Raw genomic sequence first — 16,959 nt, forward strand, 5'->3', positions numbered from 1 at the left:
CCATGGATTTCTCCAAATTCTTCATAGACCGCCCGATCTTCGCGGTCGTGCTCTCCATCATCCTGTTCGCCGTGGGCCTGGTTGCGATTCCGCAGCTGCCCGTGGGCGAGTATCCCGAGGTCGTGCCGCCCAGCGTGGTGGTGCGCGCCACCTATCCGGGCGCCAATCCCAAGGAGATCGCCGAGTCGGTGGCCGTGCCGCTGGAGGAGGCGATCAATGGCGTCGAAGGCCTGATCTACCTGAAGTCGGTCGCGGCCTCGGACGGCAGCCTGCAGGTGGTGGCGACCTTCCGCGCCGACGTGGACCCCGACACGGCAGCCGTGCGCGTGCAAAACCGCGTGAGCCAGGCGCAGAGCCGCCTTCCCGAGGAAGTGCGCCAGTACGGCGTGACCACGCAAAAGCGCTCGTCCACGCCGCTGATGTATGCGGGCCTGACCTCCAGCGACGGCAACCATGATGCGCTGTACCTGCGCAACCATGCCACGCTCAAGATCAAGGACGAGCTGGCGCGCATCCCCGGCATCGGCGAGGTGGCGCTGTACGGCGCAGGCGACTATGCGATGCGCGTCTGGCTGGATCCCAGCAAGGTGGCCGCACGCCAGCTCACCGCCGCCGAGGTGATCGCCGCCATCCGCGAGCAGAACGTGCAGGTATCGGCCGGCCAGCTGGGCGCCGAGCCCAGCCCCAAGGGCTCGGACAAGCTGCTGTCCATCAATGTGCGCGGCCGCCTGAAGACGGCCGAGGAGTTCGGCTCCATCGTGCTCAAGGGTGGTGCCGACGGCCAGGTCGTGCGCCTGTCCGACGTGGCGCGCATCGAACTGGGCGCCAGCGACTACAGCATGCGCTCGCTCAGCGACACGCGGCAGATGGCGGCCGTGGGCATCTTCCTGTCGCCGGGCGCCAATGCGCTGGGCGTGGCGCGGGAGGTCTACGCCACCATGGAGCGCCTGTCCAGGGATCTGCCCGAAGGCGTGAACTTCGAGACCGTCTGGGACCCCACGGTCTTCGTGCGCGACTCCATCAAGGCGGTGCAGAGCACGCTGATCGAGGCGGTGATCCTCGTGGTGCTGGTGGTCATCGTCTTCCTGCAGACCTGGCGCGCTTCCATCATTCCGCTGCTGGCCGTGCCCGTGTCCATCGTCGGAACCTTCGCGGGGCTGTACCTGCTGGGCTACTCCATCAACACGCTGACCCTGTTCGGCCTGGTGCTGGCCATCGGCATCGTGGTGGACGATGCCATCGTCGTGGTGGAGAACGTGGAGCGCTACATCGAGGAGGGCCACACGCCCCTGGAGGCGGCGCACCTGGCGATGAAGGAGGTCTCGGGCCCCATCATCGCCATCGCCCTGGTGCTGTGCGCGGTCTTCGTGCCCATGGCCTTCCTCAGCGGCGTGACGGGCCAGTTCTACAAGCAGTTCGCCGTGACGATCGCCATCTCCACGGTGATCTCGGCCATCAACTCGCTGACGCTGTCGCCTGCACTGGCGGCCAAGCTGCTGCAGCCGCGCGGCGCGCCGCGCGATCTGCTGTCGCGCGGGCTGGACCGCAGCCTGGGCTGGTTCTTCCGGCCCTTCAACCGCTTCTTCGACCGCAGCGCGCACGGCTACCAGAACTCCGTGGGGCAGACGCTGCGCCGCCGCGGCCTGGTGTTTGCGGTCTACGCGGCGCTGCTGGCGGGCACGGCCGTGCTGTTCCAGGCCGTGCCGGGCGGCTTCATCCCGCTGCAGGACAAGCTGTACCTGTTCGGCGGCGCCAAGCTGCCCGAGGGCGCCTCGCTGGGCCGCACCTCCGAGGTGACGCGCCAGATCGTGGAGCTGGCCCACAGCGTGGAGGGCGTGGACAAAGTCGCTGCCTTCGCGGGCTTCAATGCGCTGCAGACCACGACCACGCCCAACCTGACCAGCTCCTACATCATGCTCAAGCCCTTCGGCGAGCGCACGCGCAGCGCCGAGGAGATCAATGCCGAGCTGGGCGCCAAGTTCGCGCAGATCGAGGGCGGCTTCGCCTACGCGCTGATGCCGCCGCCCATCCAGGGCCTGGGCAACGGCTCGGGCTACTCGCTGTTCCTGCAGGATCGAGCGGGCCTGGGCTACGCGGCGCTGCAGCAGGCGCTGCAGGCCTTCCAGGCCGAGATCGCCAAAACGCCGGGCATGACCTATCCGGTCAGCAGCTACCAGTCCAACATCCCGCAGCTCGAAGTCAAGGTGGACCGCACCAAGGCCAAGGCGCAGGGCGTGGCGCTGACCGACCTGTTCCAGACGCTGCAGGCCTACCTGGGCTCGGTCTACGTCAACGACTTCAACGCCTTCGGCCGCGTCTGGCGCGTGATGCTGCAGGCCGATGCCGACCACCGCCAGGCCGTGGAGGACATCGCGCGGCTGCGCACGCGCAATGCGCGCGGCGAGATGGTGCCCATTGGCTCCATGGTCACCGTGGTGCCCAGCTTCGGGCCCGACCCGGTGCTGCGCTACAACGGCTTCCCGGCGGCCGACCTGATCGGCGACTCCGACCCGCGCGTGCTGTCCTCGGGCGAGGTGCTGACCAAGCTCCAGGAGATCGCGCAGCGCACGCTGCCGCGCGGCATCGAGCTGGCCTGGACCGACCTCAGCTACCAGCAGGTGGAGCAGAGCAACGCCGCGGCCGTGGTCTTCGCCATCGCCGTGATGCTGGTCTTCCTGGTGCTGGCCGCGCTCTACGAGAGCTGGACGCTGCCGCTGGCCGTCATCCTCATCGTGCCCGTGTGCATCTGCGCGGCGCTGTTCGGCGTCTGGCTGGCCGGCGGCGACAACAACGTCTTCGTGCAGGTGGGGCTGGTGGTGCTGATGGGGCTGGCCTGCAAGAACGCCATCCTGATCGTGGAGTTCGCGCGCGAGCTGGAGCTGCGCGGCGTGGGCATCGTCGATGCCGCGCTGCAGGCCTGCCGCCTGCGGCTGCGGCCCATCGTCATGACCTCCATCGCCTTCATCGCCGGTGCCGTGCCCCTGCTCATCGGCGGCGGCGCGGGCAGCGAGGTGCGCGCGGCCACGGGGGTGACGGTGTTCTCCGGAATGCTGGGCGTGACCCTGTTCGGCCTGTTCCTCACGCCGGTGTTCTACGTCACGCTGCGCCGGCTCTCGGGCCGGGCGCTGACGGGGCATGCGCCTGCACATGCCGCGCCTGCCTCCCCACCCTCCGACAAAGCCGCACCCCTGGAGCCCCACCATGTCTGAAATCCGCAAATCCCTGAGCCGACACGCGCTGGCGCTGGCGTCTGCCGGGCTTGTGGCTGGCTGCGCGGTCGGCCCCGACTTCAAGGCGCCTGCGGCGCCACAGGCCGGAGCACAGTTCGCGCGGGCCGAGCCTGCACCGGCCACCCCGCAGGCCGAGCCCGATGCCGCCTTCTGGCGCCAGTTCCAGGACCCGCAGCTGACGCGGCTGGTGGAGCAGGCGCTGGGCGGCAACCAGGACCTGCAGGTGGCGCTGGCACGGCTGGACGGCGCCCAGGCGCTGCTGAGCGAAAGCCGCTTCGACCAGTTCCCCACGGTCACGATGTCGGGCCAGGCCACGCAGCAAAAGCGCAGCGAGAGCGAGGCCTTCTACGGGCCGCGCAGCCAGCGCAGCTACACGGCCGGGCTGTCGGCCAGCTGGGAGATCGACGTGTTCGGCCGCGTGCGGCGCAACATCGAGGCGCGGCGTGCCGACCTGCGCGCCGACGCGGCCGATCTCGCGGCGCTGCAGGTGGCCATTGCGGCCCAGGTCGCGGGCAGCTATGCCGACCTGCGCGGCTGGCAGCAGCGCCTGGCCCTGGCCCAGGCCAACGCGGCCAACCAGCAGGACACGCTGCGCCTGGTGCAGCTGCGCCTCACACACGGCAGCGGCACCGAGTTCGACCTGGCGCGCGCCCAGGCCCAGCTGGAGGCCACGCGCTCGCGCATCCCGGCACTGCAGGCGCAGATCGCCATGGCCCAGCACCGGCTGGCCGTGCTCACGGGCCAGGTGCCCGAGGCGCTGATCGCCGCGCTGGATGTGCCTGCCGCCCTGCCGCAGCTGCCGCCGGCCATCGACCCCGGCACGCCGGCCGGCCTGCTGCGCCGCCGTCCGGACGTGGCCGTGGCCGAGGCACGGCTGCATGCGGCCACGGCGCGCATCGGCGTGGCCACGGCCGACCTGTTCCCGCGCCTGTCGCTGGGCGGGCTGCTGGGCAGCACGGCGCTGCATGGCGGCGCGCTGTTCGAGGGCGGCAGCGCCACCAGCAGCGTGTTCCTGGGCGTGGACTGGTCCTTCCTCGACGTGGGCCGCGTGCGGGCGCGCATCGCGGCCAGCGAGGCCGGCGCCCAGGCCGCGCTGGCCCAGTACCAGCAGACCGTGCTGCTGGCGCTGGAGGACGCCGAGAACGCCCTGGTGCGCCTGCAGCGCACGCGCACCGAGGATGCCCACCTGGCCCAGGCCGCCGAGCAGCGCCAGCGCGCAGAACAGCTGGCGCTGCGCCGCTACCACCTGGGCAGCGTGGGCCTGTACGAAGTGCTGGATGCGCAGCGCGACCTCTACGCGGCCCAGGACGCCGCCGCCGACAGCCGCGCACGCGGCCTGCGCGCTGCCGTGGCGCTGTACCAGGCCCTGGCCGGTGGCTGGGACGGGAAGCTGCCGCCAGCCTGAGCACAAGGCGTGCGTTGCAAAAAGGGACGGCCAGGCGCCGTCCCTTTTTTCTTGTTCGGCGCACCCGGTGAAAACCACGAGGACCAGGGGCTTGCCTCATTTTTTTCTTATCGGATAATTTTCTCATTGGAAAAAAATGGAGCGATGGATGATGGAAAGCCAGGTTCTGGATTTCGCCGTGATCGGTGCCGGCATGGCCGGCGCCTCTGTGGCCTGGCGGCTGGCCGGTGCGAGCGCCTCGGTGCTGGTGCTCGAGCGCGAGCCGCAGCCCGGATACCACGCCACGGGCCGCTCGGCCGCCATGTTCATGGAAAGCTACGGCACCGGGCAGATACGCGCGCTGACACGCGCCAGCCGCGCCTTCTACAGCGCGCCGCCCGAAGGTTTTTGCGATCACGCGCTGCTGCAGCCGCGCAGCGTGCTCTACATAGGCACGGCCGGCCAGGAGTCCCAGCTGGACGAGGCCCTGGCCATGTACCGCCGCGACGGCCTGCGCGCCGAGCGCATCGACGCGCGCCAGGCCTGCACCCTGGTGCCCTGCCTGGACGAGAGCCAGCTGGTGGGTGCCGTGCATGACCTGGACGCCATGGACATCGACGTGGCCGAACTGCACCAGGGCTTTCTGCGCGGCATGGCGCGTGCCGGTGCGCGGCTGCGCTGCGGCGCCGAACTGTCCGGCGCCGAGCGCGAGGTGGATGGTGATGGCCAGGGCCTGTGGACCCTGGTGCTGCAGGACGGGTCGCAGGTCCGTGCCCGCGCCGTGGTCAATGCCGCAGGCGCCTGGGCCGATGCCGTGGCCCGGCTGTGCGGCGCGCGGCCGCTGGGCATCGAGCCCCGGCGCCGCTCGGCCTTCACCTTTGCCGCACCGGAGGGCGAGGACATCCACGGCTGGCCTGCCGTGATCGGCGTGGACGAGAGTTTCTACTTCAAGCCCGATGCCGGCCAGCTGCTGGGCTCGCCCGCCAATGCCGATCCCGTGCCGCCGCATGACGTGGTGGCCGAGGAACTGGACGTGGCCATGGGCATAGACCGCATCGAGACACTGACCCGCCTGCGCATACGCCGGCCGCGCCATGTCTGGGCCGGGCTGCGCAGCTTTGCGCCCGATGACGACTTCGTGATCGGCTGGGACGCGCGCCGTGAAGGATTCTTCTGGCTGGCAGGGCAGGGCGGCTACGGCATACAGACGGCCGCCGGCGCCTCGGCCGCTGCGGCCGCGCTGCTGATGCGCGAGCCGCTGCCCGCCGAGCTGCTGGCCCAGGGCGTCGATGCCCGGCGGCTGAGTCCGGAGCGCTTCGCGGCCTGAGACGCCTGCCTTTTCGCTTTTTCAGCCCCCGCAACACACAACAATCCAAGGAGACAGGCATGGGTGCATTCAAGGAAGTGAGCAGGATTGCCGGCGCCTTCGTCGGCGTCATCGTCGGGGCGGGCTTCGCCTCGGGGCAGGAGATACTGCAGTTCTTCGCGGGCTTTGGCGCCATCGGCCTGGCGGGCTGCCTGGTGGCGGCCCTGGCCTTCGTCTTCCTGTCCATGGCGTTCTCCACCATGGGCCAGCGCCTGCAGGCCGGCTCGCACAAGGAGGTGGTGCAGGCCCTGCTGGGCCGGCATGTGGGCATGGTGTTCGATGTGCTGATCACCTTCTTCCTCTTCGCCATCACGGTGGTCATGCTGGCGGGCGCAGGCTCGCTGCTGCACCAGTGGCTGGGCCTGCCCGAGGTCTGGGGCAGCGTGCTGGCCACCGTGGCCACGGTGCTCATCGTCTGCTTGGACGTGGGCCGGGTGATCGCCTTCATCGGCGCGGTCACGCCGCTGCTGGTGTTCATGACCGTGGTGGTCGCAGGCTACGTGCTGGTGACGCCCCAGGGCGAGCCGGCCGCGCTGGAGGCCGCCACCGCCGCCCAGCCCCGGGGTGCGGGGCACTGGCTGGTGGCCGCGCTGCTCTATGTCTCCTACAACGTGGTGGCGGGCATGCCCTTCCTGGTGATCATGGGCGGCCAGGCCAGCTCGCGCCGCGTGGCGCTGTGGGGCGGCGTGGCCGGCGGGCTGCTGCTGGGCCTGCTGATGCTGCTGATCGCGGCCGCCATGGTCTGGCGCATGGACACGCTGGGCGGCCTGTCCATGCCCATGCTGGCGCTGGCCACGCAGATCTCGCCCTGGCTGGGGCACCTGATGTCGCTGGTCATCTTCGGCATGATCCTCAACACCGCCGTGGGCATGCTCTATGCCTTCGTGGCCCGCATCCTGCCGGCCGGCACGCCGCGTTTTCGCTGGGGCACGGGCGTGGCGGGCGTGGTGGCACTGGGCGGCAGCTTCGCGGGTTTCATCACGCTGGTGGGCATGGTGTACCCGGTCTATGGCTACATCGGCTTCGCGCTCATGGCCTGCGCGCTGGCAGGCTGGCTGCGCCTGGGCCGCAGGCCGGCGCCCCAGGCCGATCTGCGCGGCACCTGAGGGGGCGGGCCTGACCCTAGAATCGGGCGGTCGCCAGCCCCGATCGCCCGCTTCATGCCCAGCCCCCGTCCTCGCACCAGTCCCGCCCCTGGTCCCGGCCCCAGCCCTCGTTCCAGTCCGCTTCCCACGGCAGACCAGGTCCTTGCCGCCGTGCTGCCGGGCGCCCGCACGGCCGCCGCCCTGCCCGCAGGCAAGCACGAAGTGGGGGCCAAGCTGCGCAAGGCCCGCAAGGAGCGCGGCCTGACGCTGCAGCAGGTGGCCGAAAGCAGCGGGCTGGCCGTGTCCACCATCTCCAAGGCCGAGCGCGGCCAGATCGCGCTGAGTTACGAGAAGGTGCTCATGCTGGGCAACGCGCTGGACATCGACATGACACGGCTGTTCATGGTCGGGGACGCCCAGCAGGCGGCCGGCGACACGCCCACCGTGGTCAAGGACCGCTTCGAGGACGTGCAGCGCTACGAGACCGACCAGTACCTCTACAGCGTGCTGTGCGGCGCCTTCCCGGGCAAGAAGATGCAGCCCCTGGTGGCCGTGATCAATGCGCGCGAGGCCGGGGAATTCTCGGAGACCATCCGCCATGCGGGCCAGGAGTTCGTGATGGTGCTCTCGGGCCGGGTGCGCATCCTGTTCGAGAACGGCGAATCGGTGGAACTGGGCCGCCACGAGGCCGCATATTTCGACAGCGGCGTGGGCCATGTGTATGTGAGCCTGAGCCGCCAGCCGGCGCAAGTCGTCTCTGTCTGCACCTGAAATGGTTAGCACCCCCTGAGCGGCTGCGCCGCTTCCCCCGTGTGCACGGCGCCCTCTCTCGCTTCGCGGGAGGGGGACGACACCCTCGGTGCGGGGCGGCGCGGCCGGCATAGGCCCTTCCTCGGTGTCTCTGGCGTGGGGGTGCGCTAGTTTCATAGGTCGCGCCTTTTGTTTGGGGCGCAGGCCGTTTTTCTGGGGGAATCCTCGTGCCCGGCACGGCCGCCCCGGAATTCCTACAATCGCTGCCCATGAGCCTGCCCCAGTACACCCGCGCCAAAGAGCTTCCCGCCATCCTTGCCAAGCGCCTCGTCATTCTTGACGGCGCCATGGGCACCATGATCCAGCGCTTCAAGCTGGGAGAGGCCCAGTACCGGGGCCAGGGCTACACGGGCCCGGGCAGCGTGGGCGACCGCTTCAAGGACTTCCCGCATGACGTCAAGGGCAACAACGAGCTGCTGTCGCTCACCCGCCCCGACGTGATCCGCGACATCCATGAGAAGTACCTGGCCGCCGGCGCCGACCTGATCGAGACCAACACCTTCGGCGCGACCACGATTGCGCAGGACGACTACCACATGGCCGATCTGGCGCGCGAGATGAATCTCGAGAGCGCCCGGCTGGCCCGCGCGGCCTGCGACAAGTACAGCACGCCCGGCCATCCGCGCTACGTGGCCGGCGCCCTGGGTCCCACGCCCAAGACGGCCAGCATCAGCCCCGACGTGAACGATCCGGGCGCGCGCAACGTGAATTTCGAGCAGCTGCGCCAGGCCTACCTGGAGCAGACGCTGGCGCTGATCGAGGGCGGCGCCGACGTCATCCTGGTCGAGACCATCTTCGACACGCTCAACGCCAAGGCCGCGCTGTTCGCGGTGGACGAGGCCTTCGAGCAAAGCGGCGAATGCCTGCCCATCATGATCAGCGGCACGGTGACCGATGCCTCGGGCCGCATCCTGTCCGGGCAGACGGTGACGGCCTTCTGGCACAGCGTGCGCCATGCCAACCCGCTGTCCATCGGCCTGAACTGCGCGCTGGGCGCGGCGCTGATGCGCCCCTACGTCCAGGAACTGAACAAGGCCGCGCCTGAGACCTTCATCAGCTGCTACCCCAACGCCGGCCTGCCCAATCCCATGAGCGACACGGGCTTTGACGAAACGCCCGAAGTCACCAGCCGCCTGGTGCATGAGTTCGCGGCCGAAGGCCTGGTCAACATCGTGGGCGGCTGCTGCGGCACCACGCCGGACCACATCGGCGCCATCGCCAAGGCCGTGGGCAGCACGCCCACGCGCCGCCTGTTCTACCCGGAATCGGCCTGATCGCGCGGGCGGAGCCTCTGACATGAGTTCGCCGCTGCCGCCCGTTCCGTCTCCAGCCGCAGGGCTGCCGCAGCCCGTGGCGGCGCCTGTGCCCGGCCCGGCCGCTGGTGCGCCGGTGGCGCCGGCTTCACCCGCGTCATCCGCCTCACCCTCCGTTCCCGTCACGCCGCCAGCGGCCACGGCCGTGCGCTGGTCGCCCGAGATGCTGCAAAGCCTGCGCCTGCAGGCCTTTGAGCAATTGGTGGCCCAGCTGGCGCGCCAGGTGCAGGCCAGCCCCGGCGCGCCTGCGCCGCAGTGGCCGGCCAGCGGCGTGTCCGAGGCGCTGGGCCGGCTGTTGCAGGCCCTGCTGGCCCAGGTGGGCACCCAGCAGGGCCAGGCCCTGCAATTGCTGGCGGCCCAGCCGGGCTCGGCGGCATTGCTCCAGGCGCTGGCGGCAGGCACGACGGCGCCTGGCGGGCAGGATCCCCGGAGCGCTCCATCGGCCCAGGCCGGACCGCCCATCCCGTCCGCATCGACAACGCCTGCGGCCTCCATGCCGCCCGCCGCTGCCGCAGTGACGCTGGCCGTGGCGGCTGCCAAGGGCAAGGTGATGGATGCGCTGCTGGCCGGATCCGGGCTGGCGCCGCAGGCCGGGGCGCGCCCAGCAGGGGGCATTGCAGGCGGCGCTGCCGGGGGGGCCACACAGACCCTGCCCGCGCTGCAAAGCTGGTGGGTGCAGCAGGGCACGCTGCTGACGCCGCAGGGCGAGCGCGGCTTCACGCTGAGCCTGCAGGTGCCCCAGGCCTGGGCCCAGGCGCAGGGCGCGGCCATGGCGCTGGCGGCCGCATCGGCTTGCGCGCCGGGTGCGGCCCCTTTCACGGCGGCGGCCCTGCCTGCGGGCGCTGCGCTGCCCTTGGCGGGCGCCCAGGCCACGGAGCCGGGCCTGCGCCTGCCGCTGGATGCCTCGCTGCAGTCCCTGGCCTCGGGGCCGGTGGCCGTGGTGGTGCAGCCGCGTGGCGCCGATGCGCTGCGCACCAGCGCCCTGCTGCTGCTGGAGCTGCAGCCGCTGCGCCAGCCCGGTGGCGCCATGGCATCGCCGGCCGGGCTGGCCTCGGTGGCGTCGCTGTCGCCCGCGTTCGCGCAGGAGGTGCAGCAGATGCTGCAGCAGCGCAACGATCCCTGGCTGCACATGGCGGCGGCCCAGGCTTCGGGCGCCCTGCCGCGCGAGCGCCGGGCCTTCGAGCACCAGTCGCATTTCTGTACCACCGAAGGCTGCCAGTACGAGGGCCGCGCTCCCTGTGCCCAGCCCTTTTGCAGCGAGATGAACCGGCTCTGGGACGTGTCGCGCACCGAGCGCAGCCGCTGAGACCGGCCTTGCGAAACTGACCGGGCCTGACGGTGGCGTGGTCATCGCCGGCCCCTGCTTTCATAATGCCGCCTGTTGCCCGCCACCTGCGCGGTTGACGTCTTTGGCCGGGATGTTTGACGAATGTGCAGCGATCATGCTGCGATCTGCATCCTGGCTGCCTTCAAGTCGCGGCTGGCCACCAGCCCGCCGCGCACCTTTCCAGCCACCCCGGTTGTGGCAGCCCCCGTCGCCGTTCGCGCATGCCCCCGGGCCGCGCCGGTGTTGTGCCATCTTTCATTTCAGGAACCCGTTCAGGATGCGTTGTACCTCCCGCTTGACCCTTGCCTCTCTCGCCATCGCTGCCGCCCTGCCGGTGGCCGCCCAGTCATCTGGCGCCGGCTCCAACGTCACCATCAGTGGCTATCTGGACGCGGGTGTGTTCCGGGATTTCGACAAGACCAGCAAGCTGGGAACGATTCAGCGCAGCAACCTGGCCATTGCCGGCTTCGAGGACCTGGGCGGCGGCCTGAAGGCCACCTTCCGCCTGAGCACGCGCTTCGACCTGGACACGGGCCTGACCGAGGACTATCCGAAGAAGCCCTTCTGGCATGACGAGTCCACCGTGGGCCTGCAGGGCAACTGGGGCCACCTGCGCCTGGGCCGCGCGCTCAGCGCCATGTGGAGCCAGGAATGGCAGTTCGATCCCTGGGGCAACTTCAACCGTATCGCCTCGCCGGCCTGGCACATGGCCCACTACCTGACGCCCACCGACCGCGCCAGCAACAACGGCTCGCCCGAATACGGCCGCATGTCCAACGGCGTGTTCTACGACTCGCCCAAGTTCGGCGGCTTTTCCCTGCACCTGAGCGCCTCGCCCGAACGCACCCAGGCGCCCGGCCGCCAGGGCCGTGCGCGTTCGGTATCGGTCAACTACGACCAGGGCGCGGTGGCGGCCATGGTGGCGCACGAGCGCAACGGCAGCGGCGACACCGACCTGTACATGGGCGGCAAATACCGCATCGGCACGGCAGCGGTGATGCTGGCCTATGACCGCAGCAAGTCGGGCACGCCCGGCACGGGGCCCGACAAGTCGCGCATGGTCTCGCTGGGCGCCACCTACGGCATGGGCGCGACCACGCTCAAGGCCAGCTATGCGCGCCAGCGCCTGGACCGAGACACCAACAACATGCTGTCGCTGGGCGCCGAGTACGCGCTGTCCAAGCGCACCATGCTCTACACCAGCCTGGGACACCAGCGCTACGAGAACCAGAGCTCGCGCACGGCCTTCGGCGTGGGCATGGCCCATTCGTTCTGATCAATGCGCTTCCCAGCGGCCTGACTGGGCTGCGCTGGTGATCCTGGCCGGGCCTGGAGCCGGCATGGGCTGAGGGGTGGCGGGCAGGGCGGTGAGTTCCATGCCGCGCTCCAGCTTGAAGACGCTCACGGCCTGCTGCAGGCCGTAGGCCTGTTCCTGCAGGGACTGTGCTGCTGCGGCGGCTTGCTCGACCAGGGCCGCGTTCTGCTGGGTGACCTGGTCCATCTGGGAGATGGCCTGGTTGATCTGCTCCAGGCCCGCCGTCTGCTCCACGCTGGCAGCGGTGATCTCTCCCATGATGTCGGTCACGTTGCGCACGCTGCTGACGATGTTCTGCATGGTCTGCCCGGCCTGGGCGACCAGGGCAGAGCCGGTGCTGACCTTGCCGTTGGAGTCCTCGATGAGGAGCTTGATCTCCTTGGCCGCATCGGCGCAGCGTCGCGCCAGTGCGCGCACCTCGGCCGCCACCACGGCAAAGCCCCGGCCCTGCTCGCCGGCGCGCGCCGCCTCGACGGCGGCGTTGAGCGCGAGGATGTTGGTCTGGAAGGCGATGGCGTCGATCACGCCGATGATGTCGGCGATCTTGCGCGAAGAGGCATGGATGGCGTCCATGGTGTCCACCACCTGGGACACCACCTCGCCGCCTTGCTGGGCGACGGTCGAGGCCGAGGCTGCCAGCTGGTTGGCCTGGCGCGCGTTGTCGGTGTTCTGGCGCACGGTGACGGTGAGCTGCTCCATGGAGGCAGCCGTCTCCTGCAAAGAGCTGGCCTGGTGCTCGGTGCGCAGCGACAGGTCGTTGTTGCCCGAGGCGATCTGGCTGGAGGCCGTGGCGATCGAGTCCGTGCCGTTGCGCACCTGCCTGACGATGTGGATGAGGCTCTGGTCCATGCGGTGCAGCGCGTGCAGCAACTGGCCTGTTTCGTCGGTGGTGGTGGCCTGGATGCGGCGCGTCAGGTCGCCTTCGGCCACGGCCTGGGCCACGCCCACGGCCTCGATCAGCGGCCGCGCCACGATGCGCGCCAGCGCCAGCGCCAGCGCCAGTCCCAGCGCGATGCTGGCGGCCAGCAGCCCCACCACCCAGGCGCGCGCGCTGCTGTACAGATCATTGGCGTGCCTGTTGGCCTCCTGGCCGGCATCGTGGTCGATCTGCACCATGCGGTCGATCTGGTCGTACAGGCGCCGGCTCAGCTCCAGCGATTCACCCTGCGCCAGCACCAAGGCTTCGTCCTTTCGGCCGTTGCGTGCCAGGGTCATGATCATGGCGTGCTCCCTGGCATATGCGCTGCGCAGCCGGCCCAGCTCGTCGTAGGACGCCCTTTCCTGCTCGGTTTGGATGAAGCTGGCGTAGTTGTCGTAGTTCGTCTGGATCTTGCTCCACAGGTCGCTCATGATGGCGTCGAAGGCCTTGATATCCTGGTCGCTGGTGGAGATCAGGTACTGAAGCTCGTTGGCGCGGTAGCGCGCCGTGGTGGCGCGGATGGTGAGCAGCATGCGCGACGAGGGCATCCAGCGTGTGGCGATGTCGACGGACGCCTGGTTGATCTGGCTGAGCCGCATCACGGCATACAGGCCCACGAAGGTGGTCAGCGCCAGCACGGCCAGGAAGGCCAGCAGCAGCTTGGAGGAGATCTTGAGGTTGCGAAAGGCTTGCATGGCGAAGTTCTGAAGTCGTATCCCTTGAACGGCAAGGGGGCAAAAAAAGGCGTGCAGCAGGGCACACCTGGCCTGCGGTGCAGAGCAAGGTGGAAAGGGATCAACGAAGGCAATGACGAGGGCCGGCGCGTGCGCTCAGGGGGGGAACCAGCCCGAGGTCCGGCAGATGCGGCCCTTGATGCGGGGTCTCATGGCGCAGGCCCTTCCAGGGCGGCAGGACTGCGGCTGGCCATGCGCGGGTCTGATGCAGGGCAGGGGCGGTGGATGCGGAAGATGCCGAGCCGTCCGCCTACACCTTTTGGCGCCCGGACGCCAGCTGCGGCCCGGTGCTTGGCGGCGGCTGCCGCCTTCTGCGCCCAGGTGCTGCGGATGGGTGTCCTAGGGATTTCGGACAGGAAAGAATTGGCTATGTGCATCTGTGGTGGGGATTATTTCCGCACCGCCAGATGATGAGAATGCTTCCTATCTGATTTTCGATAGGACGTGTCCTAAAAGCGGTTTGCGGGCGCGCGACACGGCCGTCCGCACCGTCTTCGCACCGGCTTTCGCTCCGTCATTTGTGCCGTCATGTGCGCCGTCATGTGCGCCAGTGCGACGGGCCGGCCCCCAGCCTTCAGGACGTCAGGACAGCCGCGCGACAGCGTGTGCCAGGTGCCTGCCTGTGCCGGTCGTTCAGACCACGCCCTGGTCGCGCAAGGCCTGCAGCTGCTGTGCATCCAGGCCCAGGCGCTGGCGCAGCACTTCGTCCGTGTGCTGGCCCAGGGCCGGCGGCGCATGGCGCAGCGTGGTGGGCGTGTCCGACAGGCGCAGCGGGCTGGCCGTGGTCACTACGCGGTTGATGGTCTCGCCGGCAGGCGGCGTGGCGCCCGGGTAGCGTTCCTGCTCCACGCGCAGGCCGCGCGCACGCACCTGCGCATCGTCGAAGGCCTGGCCGATGTGGTTGATGGGGCCGCAGGGCACGGCCTTGTCCTCCAGCAGCGCGATCCATTCGGCCGTGGGCCGGCTGCGCGTGAGATCGGACATCAGCGGGATCAGCGCGTCGCGGTGGATGACGCGGCCGGCATTGGTGGCAAAGCGCTCGTCGCTCGCCCAGTCCGTGCCGGCCGCCTCGCAAAAGCGCGCGAACTGGCCGTCGTTGCCGATGGCCAGCAGCATGCGGCCGTCGGCCGTGGGGAAGTCCTGGTAGGGCACGACGCTGGGATGGGTGTTGCCCTGGCGGCCCGGCACATGGCCGGTGTTCAGGAAGCCCGCGCCCTGGTTGGCCAGCACGGCCATGGCCACGTCCAGCAGGGCCATGTCGATGTGCTGGCCGCGTCCCGTGCGGTGGCGGGCCTCCAGTGCGCCCAGGATGGCCGTGGTGGCATACATGCCCGTGAACAGGTCGATCACGGCCACGCCTACGCGCAGCGGCCCGCCGCCGGGCTCGCTGTCGGCGCGGCCCGTGATGCTCATGAGGCCGCTCATGGCCTGCACCAGCAGGTCGTAGCCGGCGCGCGGCGCATAGGGCCCGGTCTGGCCGAAGCCCGTGACCGAGCAATAGATCAGGCGCGGGTTCAGCGCGCTCAGCGAGGCGTAGTCCAGGCCGTAGCGCTTGAGGCCCCCGGTCTTGAAGTTCTCCACCACCACATCGCTTTGCATGGCCAGCTCGCGGATCAGCCGCTGGCCCTCGGCCGTGGCCATGTCCACGGTGACTGATCGCTTGTTGCGGTTGCAGGCCGCGAAGTACACGGCGTTGTCCGAGGGATTGCCTTGCGCATCGGGGAAGAAGGGCGGGCCCCAGTGGCGCGTGTCGTCGCCCTCGCCGGGCTTTTCGATCTTGATCACGTCGGCCCCCATGTCGGCCAGGTTCTGCGTGCACCAGGGGCCGGCCAGCACGCGAGAGAGGTCGAGCACGCGCAGATGGCCCAGCGCTCCTGCGGTCTGGGTGGCCGTGCTGTTGATGGGGCTGGGGGAGGGGGTTTCGGTGTGGTTCATGGGCTGAGGCGGCTATCCCGGGCAGATGGGCCATGCTACGGCGCGGCGGCCCGCCGTGGCTTCGCATTTGTGAAAGCGCGCGTTCGCGCCCGGCCGGCACTGCGGTTTGTACTGACGCGCAGGGCTCAGCCGGGGCCGCTGCGGCTTTCTACAATGCCGGATGGCCATGCATTTCGATCTTGTGGATCTGCGCCTCATGGTGCACATCGCCGACGCCAACAGCATGACGCGTGGCGCGGAACTTTCCTTCATCTCCCTGCCGGCGGCCAGCACCCGCATCAAGAACCTGGAAGAGAGCATCGGCACCAAGCTGCTGTACCGCACCAGCCAGGGCGTGACGCTGACGCCGCCGGGCCAGGCCTTCGTCACCCATGCGCGCATGGTGCTGGGCCAGATCGAGCACCTGCGCGGCGACATGCAGGAGTACGTGCGCGGCATCAAGGGGCATGTGCGGGTGTTTGCCAACACCACCTCGCTGGGCGAGTTCCTGCCGCCCGTACTGCGCCACTACCTGCGCCGCAATCCCGACGTGAACATCGACCTGCGCGAGCGCCTGTCGCACGACATCGTGCGTGCCGTGACCGAGGGGCAGACCGACATCGGCATCGTCGCCGGCCTGGTGCGCACCGAGAACCTGGAGACCCTGCCCTACCGCCGCGACCGCCTGGTGCTGGTGGTGCCGCGCGGCCATGCGCTCGATGGCGAGATGCAGATGGCCTTTGCCGACACTCTGGACCTGGACCATGTGGGCCTGCACGAATCCAGCGCCATCCACGCCTTCCTGCGCCAGGCCAGCGACCAGCTGCACCGGCCCATCAAGCAGCGCATCCAGGTGGGCAACTTCGAGACGGCCTGCCGCATGATCGAGTCCGGCGTGGGCGTGGGCGTGCTGCCCGAATCGGCCGCCAGCCGCCATGCGCATTCCATGGACATCGCCATCGTGCCGCTGTCCGATGCCTGGTCGGTGCGCGAGATGCAGATCTGCGTGCGCAGCCTGGAGGCCCTGCCGTCCTTCGCCCAGGAGCTGGTGGAGCTGCTGGTGGCCGACGCACAGGGCCGGCTCACGCTGGAGTAGGGGCCCACCGACGGCTGCCCGCCGCCCACCGCCCGTTCAGTCGGCCTGGGCCGTGCCCCGGTCCAGCGTGGTCGGTGCCAGCCAGTACTTGAAAGTGCCGGTGGCCGTGGCCACCAGCTTTCCGTCTTCATCGAGCAACTGCGCTGCGCAGCTGCACAGGCTGCGGCTGGCGTGCACCACCCAGCCTTCGGCCAGCAGCGCGCCCTTGCCCGGGCGGTGGAAGCGGCTGCTCATCTCCACCGTCACGGCGGTCTGCGATGGCGCACCGGGCAGCTCGCCGGCGGCGCGCGACATCACGGAGTCCAGCAGCGTCATGAGCACGCCGCCGTGCGCGGCGGGCAGCTGGTTGAGCAGTTCCTCGCGCATGTGGGGCAGGCGAACATGGACCTTGCCGGGCGGCGCGGGCACCTGCGAGGCGCCGATCAGCCGCATGAAGGCATTGCGGTCGGGGGGCGGTGCGCTCATG

General features: G+C 69.7%; 12 protein-coding genes. 9 read left to right on the forward strand and 3 right to left on the reverse strand.

Annotated elements, in window-relative coordinates; translation table 11 throughout:
* Positions 1–2 precede the first annotated feature (2 nt).
* The 8 genes from GRX31_RS01125 to GRX31_RS01160 all read left to right on the forward strand — a co-directional run bounded on the left by GRX31_RS01125 (position 3) and on the right by GRX31_RS01160 (position 11,791).
* Positions 3–3,209, forward strand: a complete 3,207-nt coding sequence (locus tag GRX31_RS01125) for an efflux RND transporter permease subunit (RefSeq protein ID WP_160851121.1) — start codon at positions 3–5, stop codon at positions 3,207–3,209.
* On the forward strand, positions 3,202–4,635 hold the full coding sequence (locus GRX31_RS01130) for an efflux transporter outer membrane subunit (RefSeq protein ID WP_046982621.1): 1,434 nt from the start codon (positions 3,202–3,204) through the stop codon (positions 4,633–4,635). Before GRX31_RS01125 ends, GRX31_RS01130 begins: the two co-directional genes overlap by 8 nt.
* 151 nt (positions 4,636–4,786) lie before the next feature.
* The gene (locus GRX31_RS01135; protein WP_272918438.1) at positions 4,787–5,941 is read left to right on the forward strand and encodes an NAD(P)/FAD-dependent oxidoreductase; all 1,155 of its coding nucleotides are present in this window, start codon (positions 4,787–4,789) and stop codon (positions 5,939–5,941) included.
* A 59-nt stretch (positions 5,942–6,000) separates the two neighbouring features.
* Positions 6,001–7,086 (forward strand): YkvI family membrane protein, encoded by a 1,086-nt coding sequence (locus GRX31_RS01140; RefSeq protein ID WP_160851125.1) that lies wholly within the window; start codon positions 6,001–6,003, stop codon positions 7,084–7,086.
* A 54-nt stretch (positions 7,087–7,140) separates the two neighbouring features.
* The gene (locus tag GRX31_RS01145; protein ID WP_202396452.1) at positions 7,141–7,836 is read left to right on the forward strand and encodes a helix-turn-helix domain-containing protein; all 696 of its coding nucleotides are present in this window, start codon (positions 7,141–7,143) and stop codon (positions 7,834–7,836) included.
* A gap of 248 nt (positions 7,837–8,084) precedes the next feature.
* On the forward strand, positions 8,085–9,149 hold the full coding sequence (locus GRX31_RS01150) for a homocysteine S-methyltransferase family protein (protein ID WP_017406622.1): 1,065 nt from the start codon (positions 8,085–8,087) through the stop codon (positions 9,147–9,149).
* Between the two features lie 22 nt (positions 9,150–9,171).
* Positions 9,172–10,494 carry a hypothetical protein gene (locus tag GRX31_RS01155; RefSeq protein ID WP_016452208.1) on the forward strand — a complete coding sequence of 441 codons (1,323 nt, stop codon included), beginning with the start codon at positions 9,172–9,174 and terminating at the stop codon, positions 10,492–10,494.
* Positions 10,495–10,792: 298 nt separating this feature from the next.
* Positions 10,793–11,791, forward strand: a complete 999-nt coding sequence (locus GRX31_RS01160; protein ID WP_026062702.1) for a porin — start codon at positions 10,793–10,795, stop codon at positions 11,789–11,791.
* Here GRX31_RS01160 and GRX31_RS01165 read toward each other — a convergent pair whose 3' ends face one another.
* The gene (locus GRX31_RS01165) at positions 11,792–13,444 is read right to left on the reverse strand and encodes a methyl-accepting chemotaxis protein (RefSeq protein WP_160851127.1); all 1,653 of its coding nucleotides are present in this window, start codon (positions 13,442–13,444) and stop codon (positions 11,792–11,794) included.
* Positions 13,445–14,116: 672 nt separating this feature from the next.
* On the reverse strand, positions 14,117–15,418 hold the full coding sequence (locus tag GRX31_RS01170) for a CaiB/BaiF CoA transferase family protein (protein WP_160851130.1): 1,302 nt from the start codon (positions 15,416–15,418) through the stop codon (positions 14,117–14,119).
* Positions 15,419–15,578: 160 nt separating this feature from the next.
* On the opposite strand from GRX31_RS01170, the gene GRX31_RS01175 reads away from it, so the two are divergent.
* A complete protein-coding gene (locus GRX31_RS01175) occupies positions 15,579–16,493 on the forward strand; it encodes a LysR family transcriptional regulator (protein WP_012202113.1) in 915 nt (304 codons plus the stop codon).
* Positions 16,494–16,529: 36 nt separating this feature from the next.
* Here the strand turns inward: GRX31_RS01175 and GRX31_RS01180 are convergent, their stop codons facing one another.
* Positions 16,530–16,958 carry a PaaI family thioesterase gene (locus tag GRX31_RS01180; protein ID WP_017406618.1) on the reverse strand — a complete coding sequence of 143 codons (429 nt, stop codon included), beginning with the start codon at positions 16,956–16,958 and terminating at the stop codon, positions 16,530–16,532.
* Position 16,959 lies beyond the last annotated feature (1 nt).

Source organism: Delftia sp. CH05, assembly GCF_009827015.1.
Taxonomy (GTDB): domain Bacteria; phylum Pseudomonadota; class Gammaproteobacteria; order Burkholderiales; family Burkholderiaceae_C; genus Comamonas; species Comamonas tsuruhatensis.